General features: G+C 59.6%; 17 protein-coding genes. 6 read left to right on the top strand and 11 right to left on the bottom strand.

Annotated features, from left to right (window positions below; genetic code table 11):
- Positions 1–212: 212 nt before the first annotated feature.
- The 6 genes from VE23_RS03220 to VE23_RS26330 all read right to left on the bottom strand — a co-directional run bounded on the left by VE23_RS03220 (position 213) and on the right by VE23_RS26330 (position 5,172).
- Positions 213–1,469, bottom strand: a complete 1,257-nt coding sequence (locus tag VE23_RS03220) for a GTP-binding protein (protein WP_232316782.1) — start codon at positions 1,467–1,469, stop codon at positions 213–215.
- A gap of 111 nt (positions 1,470–1,580) precedes the next feature.
- A complete protein-coding gene (locus VE23_RS03215; protein WP_049867275.1) occupies positions 1,581–2,555 on the bottom strand; it encodes a metal ABC transporter substrate-binding protein in 975 nt (324 codons plus the stop codon).
- Between the two features lie 27 nt (positions 2,556–2,582).
- Entirely contained in the window at positions 2,583–3,479 is an 897-nt protein-coding gene (locus VE23_RS03210) for a metal ABC transporter permease (RefSeq protein ID WP_049867273.1), read from the bottom strand.
- Positions 3,425–4,132: a metal ABC transporter ATP-binding protein gene (locus VE23_RS03205; RefSeq protein WP_048749550.1), complete on the bottom strand. Its 708-nt coding sequence runs from the start codon at positions 4,130–4,132 to the stop codon at positions 3,425–3,427. Before VE23_RS03205 ends, VE23_RS03210 begins: the two co-directional genes overlap by 55 nt.
- A gap of 273 nt (positions 4,133–4,405) precedes the next feature.
- Entirely contained in the window at positions 4,406–4,855 is a 450-nt protein-coding gene (locus tag VE23_RS03200) for a Fur family transcriptional regulator (protein ID WP_049867272.1), read from the bottom strand.
- Positions 4,856–5,025: 170 nt separating this feature from the next.
- Positions 5,026–5,172 carry a hypothetical protein gene (locus tag VE23_RS26330; RefSeq protein WP_157053899.1) on the bottom strand — a complete coding sequence of 49 codons (147 nt, stop codon included), beginning with the start codon at positions 5,170–5,172 and terminating at the stop codon, positions 5,026–5,028.
- Between the two features lie 161 nt (positions 5,173–5,333).
- On the opposite strand from VE23_RS26330, the gene VE23_RS03195 reads away from it, so the two are divergent.
- A complete protein-coding gene (locus VE23_RS03195) occupies positions 5,334–5,606 on the top strand; it encodes a hypothetical protein (RefSeq protein ID WP_021880206.1) in 273 nt (90 codons plus the stop codon).
- A gap of 74 nt (positions 5,607–5,680) precedes the next feature.
- On the opposite strand, the gene odhB is transcribed toward VE23_RS03195, so the two are convergent.
- The 3 genes from odhB to VE23_RS03180 all read right to left on the bottom strand — a co-directional run bounded on the left by odhB (position 5,681) and on the right by VE23_RS03180 (position 11,591).
- Positions 5,681–6,949: a 2-oxoglutarate dehydrogenase complex dihydrolipoyllysine-residue succinyltransferase gene (gene odhB / locus VE23_RS03190; protein ID WP_049867271.1), complete on the bottom strand. Its 1,269-nt coding sequence runs from the start codon at positions 6,947–6,949 to the stop codon at positions 5,681–5,683.
- Positions 6,950–6,955: 6 nt separating this feature from the next.
- Positions 6,956–9,808 carry a 2-oxoglutarate dehydrogenase E1 component gene (locus VE23_RS03185; RefSeq protein WP_048744247.1) on the bottom strand — a complete coding sequence of 951 codons (2,853 nt, stop codon included), beginning with the start codon at positions 9,806–9,808 and terminating at the stop codon, positions 6,956–6,958.
- A gap of 334 nt (positions 9,809–10,142) precedes the next feature.
- Positions 10,143–11,591 (bottom strand): aldehyde dehydrogenase family protein, encoded by a 1,449-nt coding sequence (locus tag VE23_RS03180; RefSeq protein WP_049867270.1) that lies wholly within the window; start codon positions 11,589–11,591, stop codon positions 10,143–10,145.
- Positions 11,592–11,795: 204 nt separating this feature from the next.
- On the opposite strand from VE23_RS03180, the gene VE23_RS03175 reads away from it, so the two are divergent.
- From VE23_RS03175 to VE23_RS03160, 4 genes are all read left to right on the top strand, one after another.
- Entirely contained in the window at positions 11,796–12,125 is a 330-nt protein-coding gene (locus tag VE23_RS03175; protein WP_048744245.1) for a helix-turn-helix domain-containing protein, read from the top strand.
- A gap of 438 nt (positions 12,126–12,563) precedes the next feature.
- Positions 12,564–13,427, top strand: coding sequence for a class I SAM-dependent methyltransferase (locus VE23_RS03170; RefSeq protein ID WP_021879804.1), 864 nt, complete (start codon positions 12,564–12,566; stop codon positions 13,425–13,427).
- A 4-nt stretch (positions 13,428–13,431) separates the two neighbouring features.
- Positions 13,432–14,208, top strand: a complete 777-nt coding sequence (locus VE23_RS03165; protein ID WP_049867269.1) for an RluA family pseudouridine synthase — start codon at positions 13,432–13,434, stop codon at positions 14,206–14,208.
- A gap of 217 nt (positions 14,209–14,425) precedes the next feature.
- Positions 14,426–16,315, top strand: coding sequence for a copper amine oxidase N-terminal domain-containing protein (locus VE23_RS03160; protein ID WP_049867268.1), 1,890 nt, complete (start codon positions 14,426–14,428; stop codon positions 16,313–16,315).
- Between the two features lie 42 nt (positions 16,316–16,357).
- Here the strand turns inward: VE23_RS03160 and VE23_RS03155 are convergent, their stop codons facing one another.
- Entirely contained in the window at positions 16,358–16,768 is a 411-nt protein-coding gene (locus VE23_RS03155) for a MarR family winged helix-turn-helix transcriptional regulator (RefSeq protein ID WP_048744242.1), read from the bottom strand.
- 224 nt (positions 16,769–16,992) lie between these two features.
- On the opposite strand from VE23_RS03155, the gene VE23_RS26325 reads away from it, so the two are divergent.
- The gene (locus VE23_RS26325) at positions 16,993–17,172 is read left to right on the top strand and encodes a hypothetical protein (RefSeq protein ID WP_048744240.1); all 180 of its coding nucleotides are present in this window, start codon (positions 16,993–16,995) and stop codon (positions 17,170–17,172) included.
- Positions 17,173–17,325: 153 nt separating this feature from the next.
- Here the strand turns inward: VE23_RS26325 and gyrA are convergent, their stop codons facing one another.
- Complete coding sequence (gene gyrA, locus VE23_RS03150; RefSeq protein ID WP_021879809.1) at positions 17,326–19,779, bottom strand: DNA gyrase subunit A; 2,454 nt, start codon at positions 19,777–19,779, stop codon at positions 17,326–17,328.
- Positions 19,780–19,785: the final 6 nt, after the last annotated feature.

Raw genomic sequence — 19,785 nt, 5'->3', positions numbered from 1 at the left:
AAGGAAAGGCCGGGCTGAGCAGCCCGGCCTTTCCTTCGTTCATGCGATGCGCATTGCTCGTGCAGGCTTTGCTCGCGAGGTCTTTTCCCGTGCACGCATTGCTCGTGCAGGCTCTACCCGTGCAGACTTTGACCGTGTGGGCTTTGCTCGTCCGGGCTTTGCCCGTGCAGGCTTTGCCCGTGCGTGCTTTGCCCGTGTGGGCTTTGCCGGGACTAGGACGCTCCCGGCAATTCATCTTCAAGTCGGCTCCAATCATCCTCCATTTCCTCATCCGTAAGCAGGCAGCCGTCCAGGGACGCGGCAATCTGATCCGCTTCGAGCCCGATTCCGATGAAGACGACCCGGTTGATCCTGTCTCCGTAGAGCGGATGCCAGTCCTGCTTCAGATCCGGCTGCTCGCTCATGAGCAAGTCCAGCTCCTCGTCCGGGAGCGCCGCTGCCCAGTATCCCATCGGCCCGAAGCTGATGGATGGTCCCGCCTGGCTGATGGACTGAGCCGTTTCCATCCGGCTCGCCAGCCACATGAAGCCTTTTGCGCGGACGATCTGCTCCGGCCAGTCCCCCATCCATTCCTCCAGCCTTCGCGGATGGAAGGGGCGCGCGCGTTCGTACACGAAGCTGGAAATGCCGTACTCGTCTGTTTCCGGAACATGGACCGGCTGCTCCAGCTCTTTCAGCCACCCCGCCGACATGCTCGCCTCTTCGAAATCGAAGCGTCCGGTATTCAACAGCTCCGATGGAGCCACCCTGCCATGCTCGGCGCGGATCAGCTTCGCCCGGGGCTGGAGACGGCGCAGCGCCGCTTCCAGCTTCGCCAGCTCCTGCTCCGGCACCAGATCGCATTTGTTCAGCACCAGCACATCGCAAAACTCGATCTGGTCGATCAGCAAGTCGGCCACATCCCGGCTGTCGCCTTCGCCGACAGCCTGCTTCCTCGCCAGCAGCGAATCTCCGGAGCCGAGATCATGCCAGAACCGGCTGGCATCCACGACGGTCGCCATCGTATCCAGCCGGCAGAAGCGGGACAGGTCGATGCCCGATTCCTCGTCGGCATACGAGAACGTCTGGGCAACCGGCACCGGCTCGCCCACTCCGGTCGATTCGATCAGGATGTAATCAAAGCGGTTCTCTTGAGCGAGCCGCTCGACTTCCCGCAGCAAATCTTCGCGAAGCGTGCAGCAGATGCAGCCGTTGGACATCTCCACGAGCTTTTCGTCCACACGGGAAAGCCCTCCTCCATCCCTGATCAGGGAAGCATCGATATTGACTTCGCTGAGATCGTTGACGATGACCGCCACCCGCATTCCATCCCGGTTGGCCAGAATATGGTTCAGCAGCGTCGTCTTGCCCGACCCCAGGTATCCGCTCAGCACGGTAACCGGCAAAATCCGTCCTGGACCACTCTCCGCATTTCCTTCTACCCGCGCATAGCTGCTGCTGCCTTCAATCGTATGGGAATCCATAGTCAAAACGATCCACTCACCTTTTTGTAAATTTTACGATTTAATGGAGAGAATAAAGCCGGACGAATCCGGCAAAATAGTTATATTTACGATCATTCGACGTAAAGAAAGCGGCGGTTACTCGTTCAAGGCTTTCTTCAATGCAGCCAAATTCTTCTCCATGATGGAAATATAGTCTTCCTGCGCGGCCGTTTCTTCCTGCGTCAAGCCTTCCAGCGGATTGAGAACATCCGTGCCCGCGCCCGTCTCGGCCGCGATCGTATCGGCGATTTTGGAGTCGGCCAGCGTTTCGAAGAAAATGGTGCGGACGTTGTTGTCCTTGACGAACTTGACGACCTGAGCCATCTGCTCCGGCGAAGGCTCCTGCTCCGGCGACAATCCCGATATCGGAACCTGCTTCAAGCCGTATTCCTTGGCCAGATAAGCGAAGGCGGCATGGGACGTGATGAAGTCCTTGCGCTTGACGTCGGCTAGTTGGAATTTGAATTGTTCATCCAGGTCCTGGAGCTTGGAAGCATAAGCATCCGCGTTCTGCTTGTACTGCTCCGCATGCTCGGGATCGGCCTGGCTGAAAGCCGCTTCAATATTGCGCACTTCCTTCATCGCCAGAGCCGGGCTCAGCCACACATGGGGATCGACGGGGTGTCCATGGCTCTCTTCGGCGCTGTCGCCTTCATGATCGTGGCCTTCATGCCCTTCTTCCTCGACGCCTTCCAGCAGCTCGATGCCGCTGCTCGCTTCGACGGCAACCCGCTTGGTGCTTCCGGCGCTATCCAGCGCGCGCTCGGCCCATTCCTCTACGATGCCGTTGTAGACGAATACATCCGCATCGCTGATCTTGGACATGTCCTTTGCGCTCGGTTCCCAGTCATGCGGCTCCGTGCCGACCGGGACGAGAGCGGCGACATCGACGAGATTCCCTCCGACCTGACGGCTGAATTCCGCCATCGGATAAAAGGTGGCGACAACCTTGAGCTTGCCTTCTGCGCTGTCAGGGGAAGCGGCGTTCCCGTTCGTCTTGGCGCCGCAGCCCGCTAGGACCAGCGCCAGCGCCGCGGCTGCAGCCGTGCTTCGAATCCACTTGCTGTTCATGATGGTACATCCCTTCTTTCCGCTTGATTAATGGTTATGTGAATCCCCGCTCAGCCTTGGAATCGGGCCGTAGGTATGCATCTCCGTATCGGCAGCCGCCACATGGCTGCTTTTGGAGCGTACGAACCGGACCGCTTTCTTGAGTCCGACGCCGATCAGCAGCAGAGCGAGGAGAACCAGCGCGATCGTGCCGCCCGGAGGCAGGCTCAGCTGGTAAGAGGCCGTGAGGCCGGTAAATACGCCCGTCAGGCCGATGCCGACAGCGAGCAGAAGCGCGGCGCTGAAGCGGCTGGCGATCCGGATCGCCAGCGATGCCGGCAGGACGATCAGCGAGGAGACGAGCAGCACGCCGACGACCGGCATTGCGGCTGCGACGATCATGCCTGTGAGCACACTGAACATCATCGAGATGAGCCCGACGGGAAGGCCGCTGACTCGCGCCGTCTCCTCGTCGAAAGTCATCTGGTACAGCGGACGCCGCAGCAGGAAGAAGAACAAGCCGCCGATGACCGTTACGGCCGCCATCAGGACGAGCTGGGTCTGATCGACCGCGACAACGGATCCGAACAGATACGACGTGAAGCTTTTGCTGATGCTCTTGTTCATGCTCATGAGGACAACCGCCGTCGAAAGCCCTCCGACCATGATGATCGCAACCGATATCTCGCTGTACGTCTTGTAGGAACGGCGAACATATTCGACCGCTACCGCCCCGACGACGGCGGTTAGGAAGCCCGACAAGGTCGGGTTCCAATTGAGGTATGCTCCTGCGGCGACACCGGCCAGAGATACATGGGAGAGCATGTCCGCCATGAGCGCCTGCCGTCTGAGCATGAGGTACACGCCCAGCACGGAGGCGATGATCGCGATCAGCCCGCCGGCACAAAATGCCCGTTGCATAAAGTCGTACTGCAGCATTTCCATCCGCCCTCCCCCTTTCTCTCCAGCTCGATGATCCGGTCCAGGTAAGGTCGGCATTCATCCAGTCCATGCGTCACCATGACGATGGTCATGCCGTGGACTTCGACCATATGGCGCATCAGCTCGTAAAATCCGGCCCGGCTTTCCTGATCCATGCCCGTCGTCGGCTCGTCCATGATGAGCAGATCCGGCCGCTGGGTCAGCGCCCTGGCGATGATGATGCGCTGCTTCTGCCCGCCCGACAGCTCGCCGATGCGGCGGCTGCGAAGCTGCCACATCCCCACCTGGCGAAGCGACTTTTCCGCCGCAGCCCGGTCCTTCTCCGTCACCTTGCGGAGCCAGGAGCCGCGGCTGTGGACGCCGGAGAGGACGAACTCCTGCACGTTGCTCGGAAAGCCTCCGTTGAAGGCGGCGATCTGCTGCGGCACGTAGCTGACGGTCAGCCTGCTGCCGTCGTCCCGTTTCCGCGCCAGCTGCACCTTGCCTTTCCACGGCTTCAGCAAGCCGAGCATGAGCTTGAGCAGCGTCGTCTTGGACGCTCCGTTCGGTCCCGTCACGGCGACAAACTCGGCGCTGTGCACCTCGAGGGAGGCGTTGTGGAGCGTCGGCACATCGCTGTATCCGAAGTCGACGTCTTTCAAGGATGCCAGAAGCATGGCCATCCCTCCTTCTATGTTCTATCGTAATTATTACATATTTGGTAGATTGCTTGCCGCCATTCCTGCCTGTCGGAAGGAATTTCAGCTTAATAGTAATCATTACACCTCGACCATTCTATCAGGGTCGGTTCTCAAAGTCAATGACCGGGGCTCCCCGTCAGAAGGCATGTCACGGAAACAAGCTGGAGCCCTGTCCGGAAAAATCCCGGCCGCCTCTCTGCAGGCCGTCATCCAGCAGCGCAGCTCCGCAAAAAAAGAACAAGCCGGCCATCAGCTCCCCGCTTGCTCCTTTTGGCATTGCTCGCAAATGCCGTAGACTTCGAACCGGTGGTTCATGATCTTGAAGTTGCCCGGCAGCCGCATTTCCTGCTCCATCGGGCAGTAGTCGAAGGTAAGCGTCTTTTCGCAGTTCGTGCAGATCAGATGATGATGATGGTGATGGAAGCAGGCGGCCTTGAACTTAAGCCCAGCATCCATGGAATAGAACTGTTCGAGCACGCCCATCTCGCTCATGAGCCGCAAATTGCGGTACACCGTATCGAAGCTTACGCCGGGGTAAGAGACCGCCATCGCCTCGTACACATCCTTGGGAGACAAGTAGCCTTCGGTCGCAGAGAAAATATCCGCCAGCTTGCGGCGCTGATCGGTGATTCTCCATCCGCTCCTGGACATCGCGTCCAGCATCACTTTGGCTGTTCCGTTCGTCTTCGTTCCCGCCATCGCAAGTCTTCCTTTCCGCGTAACAATCATAGGATATCCCAAGTATACCATAGGAATGCCTTTCCTCGAAATCCGTCCATTCCGGGCTTTGCCTGAATGCGGCGCCCCCGTCCCCGCAAAAAAGCGGACAGGGAACCTGAAAAGTTCCCTGCCCGCCTGCGGTGCAGCCGTTACAGCTTGCCGTTGCGCCCGGCCAGCTGGATGATCGATACAACCAGCGCCAGCAGCGCAATCAACGTGTCCGTGCCCATAAGTGCCGCCTCCCGAAAGACATGCTTCCGTCGGCCGGCGTCCTCTCCCATGAACAAGCGGATCAAGCTTGGCTCCCCGTACAATCCTATGCGGCAGCGGCCGGAGACATTCCGATTATTCCGCAATAAAAACCATTCCCACATCCTGGAATGCCGACGTATAATATAGGATACAGCGCGCTCACCGGCCGCCTGACCCAGCTCATCAACAAGGGGATACAGCCACCATGAATGTGTATCTGCTGCTGCTCGCTCTGATCATTTATGCCGTCGCCTATTTCACCGGCGTCAGACGCACTCCATGGCTGCTCGCCGCCTTCGCGCCCGGCCGCATCCGGGACCGCGACAAGCTGTACCGGACCGTCGCCATGTACAATCTCATCGCCAGCGTCGTCGTCCTTTTTGTCGGCGTCATCAACCTTCCCGAAATGTCCTACCTCCTCGTCTGCATCGGGGCCGGGTATGTCATTCTGCTCCTGTACTGCAACCGCAAGATGTAAGGGATAACCAAGGAAGAATATAAAAAGCCCGGAGATGCCATGGCATCTCCGGGCTTGTCTGTTTATGGGCTGTATCAGCCTTCGAGAAGGAGCGATTCCGGATCTTCCAGCAGTTCCTTGACGGTCACGAGGAAGCGGACCGCTTCGGCGCCGTCCACGATACGGTGGTCGTAGGACAGGGCGATGTACATCATCGGACGGTTCTCCATGCGCTCTTCGTCGATGGCTACAGGACGGATCTGGATCTTGTGCATGCCCAGGATGCCGACCTGCGGAGCGTTCAGGATCGGAGTCGACAGCAGGGAGCCGAAGACGCCGCCGTTCGTGATCGTGAACGTGCCTCCTTGAAGATCGGAGAGCGCCAGCGTATTTTTGCGGGCTTTGCCTGCAAGCTCGGCGATCGATTTCTCGATGCCGGCGAAGCCGAGGCGATCGGCGTCGCGCACGACCGGAACGACGAGGCCGTCCGGAGCGGCGACGGCGATGCCGATATCATAGTATTTCTTGAGAATCAGATCGTCGCCGTCGATTTCCGCATTGAGCAGCGGGTATTTCTTCAGCGCGCCGACGACAGCCTTCGTGAAGAAGGACATGAAGCCGAGGCCGACTTCGTTCTTCTCCTTGAAGGCGTCCTTGCGGCGCTTGCGCACGTCCAGAATCGCCGTCATGTCGACTTCGTTGAACGTCGTCAGCATGGCAGCCGTATGCTGGGCTTCCACCAGGCGCTTGGCGATCGTCTGGCGGCGGCGGGACATTTTCGTACGCTCGACCGGCTTGCCTGGCTGCTCCGTGAAGCTGGGCTTCGCTGGAGCGGCCGGGGCTTTGGCTGGCGCTGCCGCAGGAGCGGCAGGAGCGGAGCCGTGGTTCGCCACGTCCTGGTTGTAGATGCGGCCGTTAGGGTCCGTGCCTTTGACCTGGTTCAGGTCGATGCCGCGCTCGCGGGCAAGCTTGCGCGCGGATGGCGAGGCGATGGCGGAGCCTTCGCTGCTGGCGTTCGCAGGCGCCGGAGCCGGTGCTGCGGCCGGTGCCGGTGCGGATGCAGGCGCTACCGGCGCTTCCGTCTGGACCGGCTGCGCAGGAGCGGCGGCCGGTGCGGATGCGGCCGCGCCGCCCTCTCCGATGACGCCGATCGTCTCGCCGACGAGGACGGTGTCGCCCTCGCCTTTGACGATGCTGCTCAGCACGCCGCTGGAATCGGCGCTGATTTCCAGGTTGACTTTATCGGTTTCAAGCTCCAGAAGAAGGTCGCCTTGGGCTACGGCTTCCCCTTCTTTCTTGAGCCATTTGGTGATCGTTGCTTCCGAGATGGATTCGCCTAATTCAGGCACTTTGATATCAGACACTTGCTTCTACCTCCCAAGTAAAATCGTGTTCAACGCTTTTTGCTGCAGCGAGAGCGAGATGATGGATTGTTGTTCGGCGGCGTGAACGTCTTGGTGGCCGCTTGCCGGGCTCGAACGGTCCGGGCGTCCGATATAATGGACCGCTTTGCCGCCCGCAACTTCGCGGATGCGGGGTTCCATGAACGTCCAGGCGCCCATGTTTTTCGGCTCTTCCTGTACCCATACGATTTCTTCCAGCTTGCCGTAACGGGCGATGATTTCGGCGATTTCCTTTTGCGGGAACGGATACAGCTGCTCCACGCGCACGATATGCAGCCAGCTCAAGTCCTGATCGCCGGCCGATTCCAGAGCTTCCTCGAGATCGACGGCGACTTTGCCCGAGCACAGAATCAGGCGCCGGACCGCAGCCGGCTTCGCGCCAAGGCCATTCTGCTCCAGAACGAGCTTGAAGCTGCCGTTCGCAAGATCCTCGCCGGGCGATAGGACGCGCGGATTGCGGATCAGGCTTTTCGGCGACATCATGACGAGCGGACGAGCTCCCTCATGCTCGGTCCAGGCAGCCTGGCGGCGGAGCAGATGGAAGTACTGGGCCGCCGTGGACAGGTTCGCCACCGTCCAGTTGTTCTCTGCGCACAGCTGCAGATAACGTTCGAGGCGGGCGCTGGAATGCTCCGGACCTTGGCCTTCGTAGCCGTGGGGCAGCAGCATGACGAGGCTGGAGCGCTGCTTCCATTTCGTGCGCCCCGCCGAGATGAATTGGTCGAAGATGACTTGCGCGGAGTTCGCGAAGTCGCCGTATTGGGCTTCCCAAATCGTGAACGTCTCCGGCGAGAAGACGTTGTAGCCGTACTCGAACCCGAGCACCGCGCCCTCGGTCAGCGGGCTGTTGTGGATCGCGAACGATGCCTTCGCCTGCGGGAAGCGGTGCATCGGAGAGAACTTCTCGCCCGTCTTATGATCGTTGAGGACGATATGGCGATGCGAGAACGTCGCGCGCTCGACATCCTGGCCGCTCATGCGGATCGGCTTGCCGTCGGCAAGAATCGTCGCGAACGCCAGCGTCTCGGCGAGCGCCCAGTCGACTTTTTCGCCTTGGTCGAGCATGGAGCCGCGGCGCTGCAGGATGCGCTGCAGCTTCGGATAGACGGTGAAGCCCTCCGGATATTTAAGCAGCTCGGCGTTGATCTCGCGCAGCTTGTCGAGCGGAACGGCCGTCTCGGTATTTTCCGGAGCAACCGGAATCGGACCCGTGTCGGCATGCTTGCCGTTGGCAGCATTTTCCTTCATGACGTCGTAGGCGTCCTGAAGCTCCTGAAGCGTATTCTGGATCAGCTTGTTGATCTCGTCCTCGGAGAGGGCTCCCTCCGCCTTGAGACGCTCGGCGTACAGGCTCGCAACCGTCATGTGCTTGCGCACCTTCTCGTAGACGAGCGGCTGGGTGCCTTCCGGATCGTCCATTTCGTTGTGGCCGTAGCGGCGGTAGCCGACAAGATCGATCAGGAAGTCCTTCTTGAACTTGTTGCGGTACTCGCAAGCCAGGCGCACGGCCGCGATGCAGGCTTCCGGATCGTCCGCGTTGACATGCACGATCGGAATTTCGTAGCCTTTGGCGAGGTCGCTCGCATAGTGCGTGGAGCGGGAATCCTTGCTGTCGGTCGTGAAGCCGATGCGGTTGTTCGCGATGATATGGATGGAACCGCCGTTGCGGTAGCCGTCGAGACCGGTGAAGTTAAGCGTTTCCGCAACAATGCCTTCTCCCGGGAACGCGGCGTCGCCATGGACCTGGATCGCAATGGACTTGTCGAGCTCCTGCACCGGATAGCCGGCCTTGCTGCGGTCCTCCTGAGCGGCGCGGGAGAAGCCCTCGACCACCGAGTTGACATACTCCAGATGGCTCGGATTGTTGGCGAGCAGGATGCGGGCGCCGGTTTCGATGGAGCGGTCCGCGCCAAGATGGTATTTCACGTCGCCGGCCCAGCCGGAGTTGATGCCCATCGAGCCTTCGGAAGGAACGAGCTCCTTGTTCGGCGCATGATGGAATTCCGAGAAGATCTTCGCGTACGGCTTGCGCAGGACATGGGCAAGCACGTTCAGGCGGCCGCGGTGCGCCATGCCCATCAGGACATGCTCGGCTCCGTTCCGAACGGATTGGCGGACGATTTCGTCGATGACCGGAATAAGCATGTCGACGCCTTCGACGGAGAACCTTTTCTGGCCGACGAACGTGCGGTGCAGATACGCTTCGAATTGTTCCACATGAATAAGCAGGTCAAGGAGAGCTTTCCGCTCTTCCGGGTTCAGGGAGGAGTTGGCAATGCCGGATTCAGCCTTGGCGCTGAGCCAGTCCCGTTCCGTCTGGGTATGGACGTGGCTGAATTCGAATCCGATGGATTGGGTGTAAGACTTGCGAAGCTGCTGGATCGCCTGCCAGCCGTTCGTGACGCTGGCTGGAGCATGATCCCAGAGGATGGAAGCCGGGAACCGGCTGAGGTCCGACTCGGTGAGATCGAAAGTCGCGGGCTCGACAAGGCGAGTATCCGAGGAAGCGCGAAGTCCGAGCGGATCGGTGTTTGCGGCCAGATGGCCGTAGGTGCGGATGTTGCCTACCAGCTTCTCCGCGGCGGCAAGCTTTTTCAGAAGCGAGACGTCGACGGAAACCTGGCCGGACGGAGCAGCACTGTGAACCGCTGCAGGAGCAAAGTCCGCCGGCGGTTCGCCCAGCTCCGCGAACAGGTCGCGGAAAGAGGGATCGACCGATTCGGGATCGCTGCTGTAGCGCTCGTACTGTTCCTGGACGTAGCCCAGGTTGGGTCCGAAGTAATCATTCCATTGCCGTTTAGTGTTTGATTCGTCGGTCATTTGCCAACTACCTCCGTTAAGTGAAAAAGGTTGGTACGGATGATAACAATGAAGCCGCCTCGCAAGCATCAGCCCGGCAAAAAGCCGCCGGCTTGGTAACCGGCGGCCTGACAATGGCAGGTTGAAAGTCAAGGAGGCCCGGGAAAGATCCCGGCTCCTTGGAGTCATTGAACAGGATCGGCTTCGTTTGTGCTTCTATTATAAAGAAAACGCGGCGCTTATTCAATGTTTGTCGACAACCTTTCGTAAAATGCGACGAACGGTGCAGCCGCCGCCCGCTCTTCCCTACCGCTGCCGCCCCGAAAATGCTGTAAAGGCTTCCATGAACTGCATGTCAGCCCTTGAAGAAACCGCTGCGGAAGCTGACGAGCTTCGGCTCGGTCATCTCCTCCATGGCGTACCGGACTCCTTCCCGGCCGCTGCCGCTGTCCTTGACCCCTCCGTAAGGCATATGGTCGAGCCGGAAGGTAGGGACGTCGTTGATCATGACGCCGCCGCAGTGGAGACGGTCTGCCGCCTGCAGGGCATGCTCCATATGCTTCGTGAATACGCCTGCCTGCAGGCCGAACCTCGATCGGTTGGCCGCCGCGATCGCCTCCTCCCAGCTGCCGAAAGGCGATACGACCGCAACGGGACCGAAAGCCTCCTCGCAGCTGAGCTCCGCGTTCTCCGGCACGTCGGTTAGCACGGCCGGCATCATCAGAGAGCCGTCGAACTGCCCGCCGCAGCGCACGCGCGCACCGCCTTCCTTGGCCCGCTCAAGCCAAGACTTCAGGCGTTCCGCGGCCCGCGCGTTGATGAGCGGAGTGATGTCCGTCCGCTCGTCCAGCGGATCTCCGGCGGTCAGCTTCCGCGCGCGCTCCGCGAGCAGCTCCGTGAAGGCTTCGGAATGCTCTTCATGCACGAGTACCCGCTGCACCGATATGCACACCTGTCCGTTGTAGGCGAAAGCTCCCGCCGCCGCCTCGTCGGCGATGGCCGCAAGCTCCTCCGGTGAAAATCCGCGGTCGATCAGCAGCGGGGAATTGCTGCCGAGCTCCAGCGTCACCTTGCGCAGACCCGCCTGCGCCCGGATCTGCCGGCCCACCTCCGGACTTCCGGTGAAGGTGACAAAGGCGATATCGGGATGCGAGGAAAGCGTCTCCCCGAGCTCCTTGCCGCTGCCGGGGATGATGTTCAGTACGCCGTCCGGCAGGCCGGCTTCCTCGAACAGCTCGGCGAGGAACAGCGCCGATAGAGGCGTCTGCTCGGCGGGCTTGAGCACGATCGAGTTGCCCGCCGCGATGGCCGGACCGACCTTGTGGGCGACGAGATTGAACGGGAAGTTGAACGGCGTAATCGCGCTTACGACGCCGACAGGCTCTCGCCCGAGCATCGCCCTTCGTCCTTCGCCGCGGGGAGCCGCGTCCATCGGAATCGTCTCTCCCCTCAGGTTTCTCGCCGCCTCCGCGGCAAACAGATAGGTCTGCACCGTACGCGCGATCTCGGCCCGGGCAGCCTTGATCGGCTTGCCCGCTTCCAAGGCGGCGATCTCGGCCGCTTCGGCGCTGCGGCGCTCCAGCAGATCGGCAGCCTGATACAGGATCGAGCTTCTGCGATGGGCGGGCACGGCACGGAATTCGCGGAAAGCGTCTCTTGCGGCGATGACGGCTTGCACGGCCTGCTCCTTCGAAGCATAACCGATTTCCGCCAGGCACTCTCCTCCATAAGGCGCTTGAAGCGGCTCGGTTCGGCTTCCTTCTACCCATTTTCCGCCAATCCACAGCTTCGTTGTTTGAATCATTCCTTCCCTCTCCCTCCGATGTGGCCCGCAAAGGTTCCAGCCGTTGAATTAGTGTTTGCGATTCGCGTTATCCGACAGGATCTCCTTGCGTTCGCTTGACAATGATACATATTGTATCATAAAGTTTGATTGAGGCCGTGCCGCCGCATGCCCGCAATCTTCAACAGGCACTGCCGCTTAGAACGAAGTAAGGAGCAGCCCGACATGACCCTGACGATGGGAGATCGATTGCGTGAACTCCGGCTTAACAAGAACATGTCCCAGGAGGAGGTATCGAAAAAGATCGGCATTACCCGCTCCGCCTACAGTCATTATGAAATCAATAACCGCCAGCCTGTCTATGAAACCTTGATCAAGCTTGCCGCGTTTTTTGAAGTCTCCCTGGATTATATGATCGGCGGAGAGCAAAATCAAAGCGAAGCCCAGGTCGCTCCGGAAACGTTCGAAATTCTGAAAATTCTGAACGGAATGGATGCCGAGAAGCGTCAGCGTTCCATTGACCGGATGATGGATGTGCTCAAGCAAGCCGAATAGGCGCCTGCCTTCATGCCGCGGGAGGGGCAGGCGCTTCGGCTTCCCTGCCGGGGTCCGCCTCAGACGCCTTTTATGCTTTTCAAAGCGAATCCACCCGCTTTTTTTCTCCTCCACCCGCTTTTCCGCCGCAAGCGTTCCTGCCCGCTTTTCCGTCTCCAGCCTTCCTGCCCGCCCTCCTTCCTGCCTCCTTTCATGATCTCCTTGCCATTTCCTGCTCTTCGCTTTTCTAAAAGGTTCGAGCATTCTCTATTCCTCTTAAGCTTCCCTGATCGGCCACGCTGCCGGAATCCTTTTTTTACCTTCGTTTTCCGGGAATCTCCCTGTTCGTTTCAAGTTCCTGCGAATGTCCCCTCTCCTTGCCGCTTTCATTGCTTCCCCAACGGCCACCCGATATAATAAGTGGACGATTGTTGAAGCAAAGGGGCCAAGCAGACCACTATGTACATTGCAGACCAATGGAAAGACTACGAACTTATCGATACTGGCGACGGAGACAAGCTGGAGCGCTGGGGGGATGTCACCCTGCGCCGGCCGGATCCGCAAATCATATGGCCTTACCGGGGCGACCGCCGCAGCTGGTCGAGCGCAGACGGCCATTACCACCGCAGCTCGGCCGGCGGCGGGCAATGGGATTTCCGCAAGCAGCTTCCGGACAAATGGACCGTATCCTACGGTGAACTGAAGTTCAACATCAAGCCGACCAACTTCAAGCATACGGGACTGTTTCCGGAGCAGGCGGTCAACTGGAGCTGGATGATGGACAAGATCCGCGGCGCAGGGCGCCCTGTCCGCGTGCTCAATCTGTTCGCGTATACCGGCGGAGCCACCGTTGCAGCCGGAGCGGCCGGAGCCGACGTCTGCCATGTCGACGCGGCCAAGGGCATGGTCCAATGGGCCAAGGAAAATGCTCAGCTGTCCGGCCTGGCCGACCGGCCCATCCGCTACATTACGGATGATGTGTTCAAATTCGTGCAGCGCGAGCAGCGCCGCGGCAGCAAATACGATGCCATCATCATGGATCCTCCGTCCTACGGACGAGGTCCGGGCGGAGAAATGTGGAAGCTGGAGTCCAGCTTGTTCCCCTTCCTGGAATCCTGCATGGAAATACTGACCGACAACCCGCTCTTCCTGCTGATCAACTCCTATACGACGGGCTTGTCGCCGCAGGTGCTCCACAACCTGCTCCATATGACCGCAGGCAAGCGCTTCGGCGGCAGCATCAACTGCGGCGAGATCGGCCTTCCGATCAGCGCGTCCGGTCTCGTGCTGCCATGCGGCATCCTGGGCCGCTGGGAGGCCTGAGAGCATGGCGGCCTCTACGGGCATTCCCGTGCTTTACGAGGACAACCATCTGCTCGCGGTCGTGAAGCCGCCTGGCATTCCGTCACAGGCGGATGAGAGCGGCGACGAGGATATGCTCACGCTTCTCAAGCAGGACTTGAAAATACGGCATGACAAGCCCGGCAACGTGTTTCTCGGGCTCGTCCACCGCTTGGACCGGCCGGTAGGAGGCGTCATGCTGTTCGCCAAGACGTCCAAGGCTGCCGGGCGGCTGTCCGATTCCGTGCGGACGAGAACCTTCAGCAAGACGTATTTGGCCGTTCTGAACGGAAGGCCTCCACAGTCCAAGGGACAGCTGAAGCATTATCTGGCCAAGGACTCGAAGCGCAACGTCGTCACGGCTTATGACAAGCCCCGGGGAGACGCCAAGGAAGCCAAGCTTTCCTATGCCGTGCTCGGCGAGGCGGATGGCTTGGCGTTGGCGGCCGTCCGCCTTCATACCGGCCGGCCTCATCAGATCCGAGTGCAGATGGCTGCCATCGGCTGTCCGCTCCATGCCGACCTGAAATACGGAGCCCCCGTCCCTCGCGGAGACAAGTCCAGAAGCGGCCATGCGGACATCGCGCTCTGGTCGGCGGAAGCAGGCATTCCGCATCCCGTCAGCAAGGAGTGGATGTCCTTCGCCTCCCGTCCGCCAAGCTCCTTTCCCTGGAACCTTTGGGAGGACAGCCTGCTCGACGGAGCCGCCCGGCATCTGGAAACGGAATTCGGAGCGGAAGCAGGAAACGCAGAACCCCGCTAAATACGGAGACGATAGTACAACAACAGCGGCAGCCTGAGGAGAGCAAGCTCTCCAAGGCTGCCGCTGTTGTTCGTTTCCGGAACGCTTCTATCCTTTTCCGCAGCCGGACTTGTACGCAGCCGGCATGAGCAGCCATGCAACTTTTTAGAGCTGACAGCGTCGAAGAGGATAAGATTGTTTCCATTCTGTTCCAACGAGAGCGAGTTGATCCGATAACATGCCGTTCCGCTTCCGAAGCCGCCTGCTGCTGACCGCTTCATTGCTGGGCTTTGCTTTGCTTCCGTCCCCTGCTGACGCTGCCGGCTCTGCCCCGGACCCGGCGCCGATCAAGCTGATTGTAAATGAACAGATAGTCAAAACGAATACCGCTCCCTTTCTGGACAATGGGACGGCTTATCTCCCTCTCCGGTTATCCGGGGAGCTGCTGGGCTGCCTCGTATCCTGGGACTCTCCGTCCAAAACCTTCACGCTGCAGTACCCGAAGAGAACGGTCAAAATGACCTACGGCGCGGCCGCTGCAACGGTGAACGGACAATCCGTTCCTTTGAGCGGGCCGCTGCGGATGGTCGACAGCCAGATCTATGTGCCGCTTCGCTTCCTGTCGGAAGCCGTCGGCAGCAAAATCTGGTGGGATGCTCCCAGCCGGTCCTTGCACTTGAAGGGAAACGATGAGTATATCAAGCGCTCTATCCCCAATGACCGGATGTGGCTGAGCCGCGACAGCGGGGATCTGTACCTGTCCAAGGATGAAAGCTCCCCAGCCGCGCTCGCCGGCCGCGTCGAGGCTGATTTCCAAGGCACCGTTTCCCTCGAGGGGAATGGATTTTTTCTGAACGGCAGCGTCATTACCGTTGTGGACCGTTATGGAGCCGACCGCAGCCGCTATGACGTCTACAGCCTCCTTCTCCATGACGGCAAGATCGCCGTCCAGACCAAAGCAGGCTATGTAGGATTCATGGATCACAATGCAAGCTTCACACAGATTGAAGGTCCGGACGGCTTGACCTCCTATACCATCTTGACGGACGGACGAACCGCTGCCTTGTACGATGAAAAGGCTCTCCCCGCCAAGACATACGACATGGCCGAGCTTGCCGGCAAAGAAGACCGCTATTTCCTCCATGGCATCGGGCAGGATTATATGATTGTTCGGCCAATGTCGACCGGACTGCTGACCTTGATCGATTTCAAGGATCATACCGTTACGGTGCTGGCCGACAAGCTTCTTTCGGGCAAGGACCTGGAAGATGCCTACCGTATTCCTTCCAACGGAGACGGGCTGGTGGTGGCCGCCGATATGGGCGCCGGCCAGCTGGACTTCTTTTACGACAGCTCTCTCGACGGGAAGGACGGCAACTATGAACGGCTTACCTACCTCCGTCCTTCCTACGAAAAGGAACGGCAGAGCCTGCCGAAGCCGCGTACTGTGGATGAGCTCGCGGCCGATTGCTCCAGCAAGACGGTCAAATCCGTCTCCATGCAGGATGCCGATACCGTCTACATCTCTCTCAACGGAGCCAACCCGAACGATAAGGCGTCTATCGCCACTGTCTGCGGCATTCTGAAGAAATTCGCCGCAAAAGGAGTCCGGGAGACCGTTGCCAAAGTGCCCGACGATCAGTTTTTCCACGGCATGACCATCTCGTTCAACCAAGGGGACGGCACGTCGCTGTATGCCGCTTCCGGCAGCAAGCTCGTATACGGAGCGACCGGAGGAAAGGACAGCCTCGTCCTGAACGATTCTGCGGCCGTCAAGGACTTCAATGCTTTGAAGGTGCTTCCTTTCATGGACATTTCCCCCCATCCCATTGTCATCGGTCAGACGGTCCATTTGAAAGGAAACAACGGCGGCGACGAACCTTCCGGCGATTTGATCGTCTGCTGGACGTCTCTCGCCGTGAAATCTACAAACGTCAATCTGACGATCTTCAAGGGAAAGCTTGCTTTCGGATCCTTTGATGTCCGCTTCGCCATGCCTGCTTATGGAACCAAGCCGGATGGAACGAAAGTGAAGCTGGAGCCGGGCAAAGGTTATTTCACCATGAAAGCAGAGAACGGCTCGCGTCCGTATCTGGTCGAGCTGCTGCCGCCGAAATCATCTTCCTGAAGCAGGCAGCGAGGCTTCCGAATTGAAAAGCGAACGCCGGCTTTAACCGGCGTTCGCTACTTTGCCAAGCAGATAGACCAGCAGCTGCTGGTTGTGGGAAGAGATCCGGTCCAGAGCACCGCGGATGAAGGCTTCCCTGACTTCCATGCCGCGCGCGGCTTCCTTCTCCCCATGCTCGGTAACCGTCACCCAGACGATCCGGCGGTCGGCCAGATCCCGGCCACGCTCGATCAGGCCGCCGCGCTCCATCCGGTCGAGCAGCGTCGTGATGGCAGCCGGCGTCGTATGGAGATGCTGCAGCAGCTCGGACGGCTTCATCGGCTGATGCTTGATCAGCAGCTCGAGCGCGTTGAGCTGGCCTTCCGTCAAGTTCGGCAGCAGGCTGTCTTCCAGATGGGTTTTCCACTCCCTTGAAAGCTTCATCCACAATTTGGCGAAATCCTCCGTAATCATAACCGACAACGACTTCAACCCCAATCTGTTCAGTTGGCCAGGCTCGTCCGCAGGAAGCCCGGGCAAGTCCTATTGCTGATTCCTATCCTAAATTATACCATCTGAAAATGTCGAAAGAAAGGTTAATCGGATTAATAATTGCAGACCTTAATCGATACCATTCCGAACCATTAGACACACTCTGACATAGACTGCAGAGAAGAACTTCGAGCGAAGGCGAAAGGGTGGTAACCGTGGAAGAGCATAAGGAATCCGTGATCCGCAAAATACGCGCATACGGAATCATCAAAGACTCGGTCTGGCTGGAGAAGCCGGATGAGCCGGTTCCGATGTGGGTTTTGCTGGATGCGCTTTTACAGGTTATCGACCGACTTGAGCCTTCCGAGGACCGGCCGTTCGACTGAGCGCAGACAGAGCTGGCAGAGCTGACAGAACTGGCAGAGCTGGGACGGCGCTTTCATCCAAAAAGAGCGATGCCTGCTTTCGAATACGAAAAGCCCGACCGGCTTGCTTAAGCCGGTCGGGCTTCGTTTGCTGCTTGATTTTCTGCGGCTGAATCAGCCTTGTCCAAGCTCTGGACGGGCATACAGCTGCTGCACGGAGTCGTTCTTCTCGACCTGAGCAAGCTGCCGCCCGATCGATCTGCGGTCCTCGATCGGCGTCTTCTCCGTCAGGAAGCGCTGCACGCTTCCGCTGGAGAGCTGCACGTTCAGCTCGCGAGGCTGACGGCAGTACCAGGCGCCTGCAAGCCGGCTGCCGTTGGGCTTGACCCGCTTGCCTTCCTTGAATTCAAACGACTGCACGCCCTTGCCTCCGCGCCCTTGCACCGGGTAGTCGGCCAGCAGGCTGCGCTTGCCGTAGCCGAGGTCGCTGATGACGAGAATCTCGCCTTCGTCTTCCCGGCTCACCTCAAGCGCCGCGGCCAGCTCGTCGCCTTCCTTGAACTGCATGCCGCGCACGCCTCCGGAGACGCGTCCCATCGGACTGACCTCTTCCGCCGGGAAGCGGATGGCCGAGCCCAGCTTGCTCACGAGCAGCAGATGGCTGGCGCCGCGCGATTGCATGACGGCCACGATTTCATCTCCGTCCGCGACCTTGCACGCTGCGACTGCCGTGGAACGGTTGGTCGCGTACTCCTTGAGCTCCGTACGCTTCACCTGTCCTTTGCGGGTGAAGAAGAACAGCGATTCGCCCGGCTTCTGGATGTCCTTCACCGGAATGACGGCGACGATGCCGTCATCCTTCGGAATCGGGATGACGTTGACGATCGCGGTGCCCGCATCCTTCCATTTGAATTCCGGAATCGCATGGACAGGAAGCATGTAGTAGCTTCCCTTGCGGGTGAAGACGAGCAGGCTGTCGATCGTGCTCGCCTCCAGCAGATAACGGATGGAATCCCCGTCCTTGACGCCGGAGGCATCGATCTCGCCGCCGGAGCGGGTGAAGCTGAGCATGCCGGTGCGCTTCACATAACCCTCGCGGCTGATCGCCACGAGCACGTCCTCCGCGCTCACGAGCACTTCAAGTCCGACCTTGAGCTCCTCCACCTCGCCGCGCAGCTCCGAGCGGCGGTCAATGCCGTATTTCTCCCGGATCTCCGTCAGCTCGTCCTGAATGACCTTGATCAGCTTGCGCTCGCTGTCCAGAATGGAGCGAAGATACTGGATCTTTTTGGCCAGCTCGCGCAGCTCCTTCTCCAGCGAAGTAATCTCCAGATTCGTCAGCCGGTACAGCTGGAGCGTCAGGATCGCGTCCGCCTGGCGCTCGCTGAAGCCGAACTGCAGCATCAGGTTGTTCTGGGCATCCGAACGGTTTTTGGAAGCTTTGATGCTGGCGATGACTTCGTCGAGGATGTTGAGCGCCTTGACGAGCCCTTCCAGCACATGGGCGCGGTCTTCCGCCTTCTCCAGCTCGAAGCGCGTCCGGAAAGTGACGACTTCCTTCTGGTGGCTGATATAGGCCGACAGAATCTCCTTGATCCCCATTTGGCGCGGAGCCTTGTTGACGATCGCGACCATGTTGAAGTTGTAGGTCACCTGCAGGTCGGTCTTTTTGAGCAGATAAGCCAGGATGCCTTCGGCGTCGGCGTCTTTCTTCAGCTCGATGACGATGCGCATGCCTTCGCGGCCGCTCTCGTCCCGCACCTCGGCGATGCCGTCGACCTTCTTCTCCAGGCGGATGTTCTCCATCGCTGTCACAAGACGCGACTTGACGACCTGGTAAGGAATTTCCGTGACGACGATCTGCTTCTTGCCGCCCCGCAGCTCCTCCACTTCGGTGCGGGAGCGCAGATGGATGCGGCCCTTGCCGTTCGTATACGCCTCGCGGATGCCGTCCTCGCCCATGATGATGCCGCCTGTCGGGAAATCCGGCCCTTTCATGATGCCCATCAGGTCGGAGACCTCAAGGCTGCCGTCCAGCATGAGCGCGATGCAGGCATCGATCACCTCGCGGAGGTTGTGCGGCGGAATTTCCGTCGCAAAGCCCGAGCTGATCCCGCTGACTCCATTGACCAGCAGATTCGGGTAGCGGGCGGGAAGCACGACCGGCTCCTTGGCGGTATTGTCGAAGTTGTCCTTGAAGAGGACGGTGCGCTTCTCGATATCGCGCAGCAGCTCCATCGCGATGTTCGACAGGCGCGCTTCCGTATAACGCATCGCCGCCGCGGGATCGTCGTCGATCGAGCCCCAGTTGCCGTGGCCGTCGACGAGCGTATGCCCCATCTTCCAAGGCTGTGCCATCCGCACCATGCCCTCGTAAATCGAGGAGTCGCCATGCGGATGATAGTTGCCCATCACGTCGCCGACGGTTTTGGCGGATTTGCGGTAAGGCTTGTCCGGCGTATTGCCGGAATCGTACATCGCATACAGGATGCGCCTCTGGACCGGCTTCAGGCCGTCCCTGACATCCGGAATGGCGCGGTCCTGGATAATATATTTGGAATAGCGACCGAATCGGTCGCCGACGACTTCCTCGAGGAAAGCCGGCAAAAACTGCTCGCTCGTGCTCATGGGTGT

Source organism: Paenibacillus sp. D9 (genome assembly GCF_001188365.1).
GTDB classification, from domain to species: domain Bacteria; phylum Bacillota; class Bacilli; order Paenibacillales; family Paenibacillaceae; genus Paenibacillus_O; species Paenibacillus_O humicus.
The sequence above is the reverse complement of the archived record's forward strand: the minus strand, read 5'-3'. Positions and strand labels throughout refer to the sequence as shown.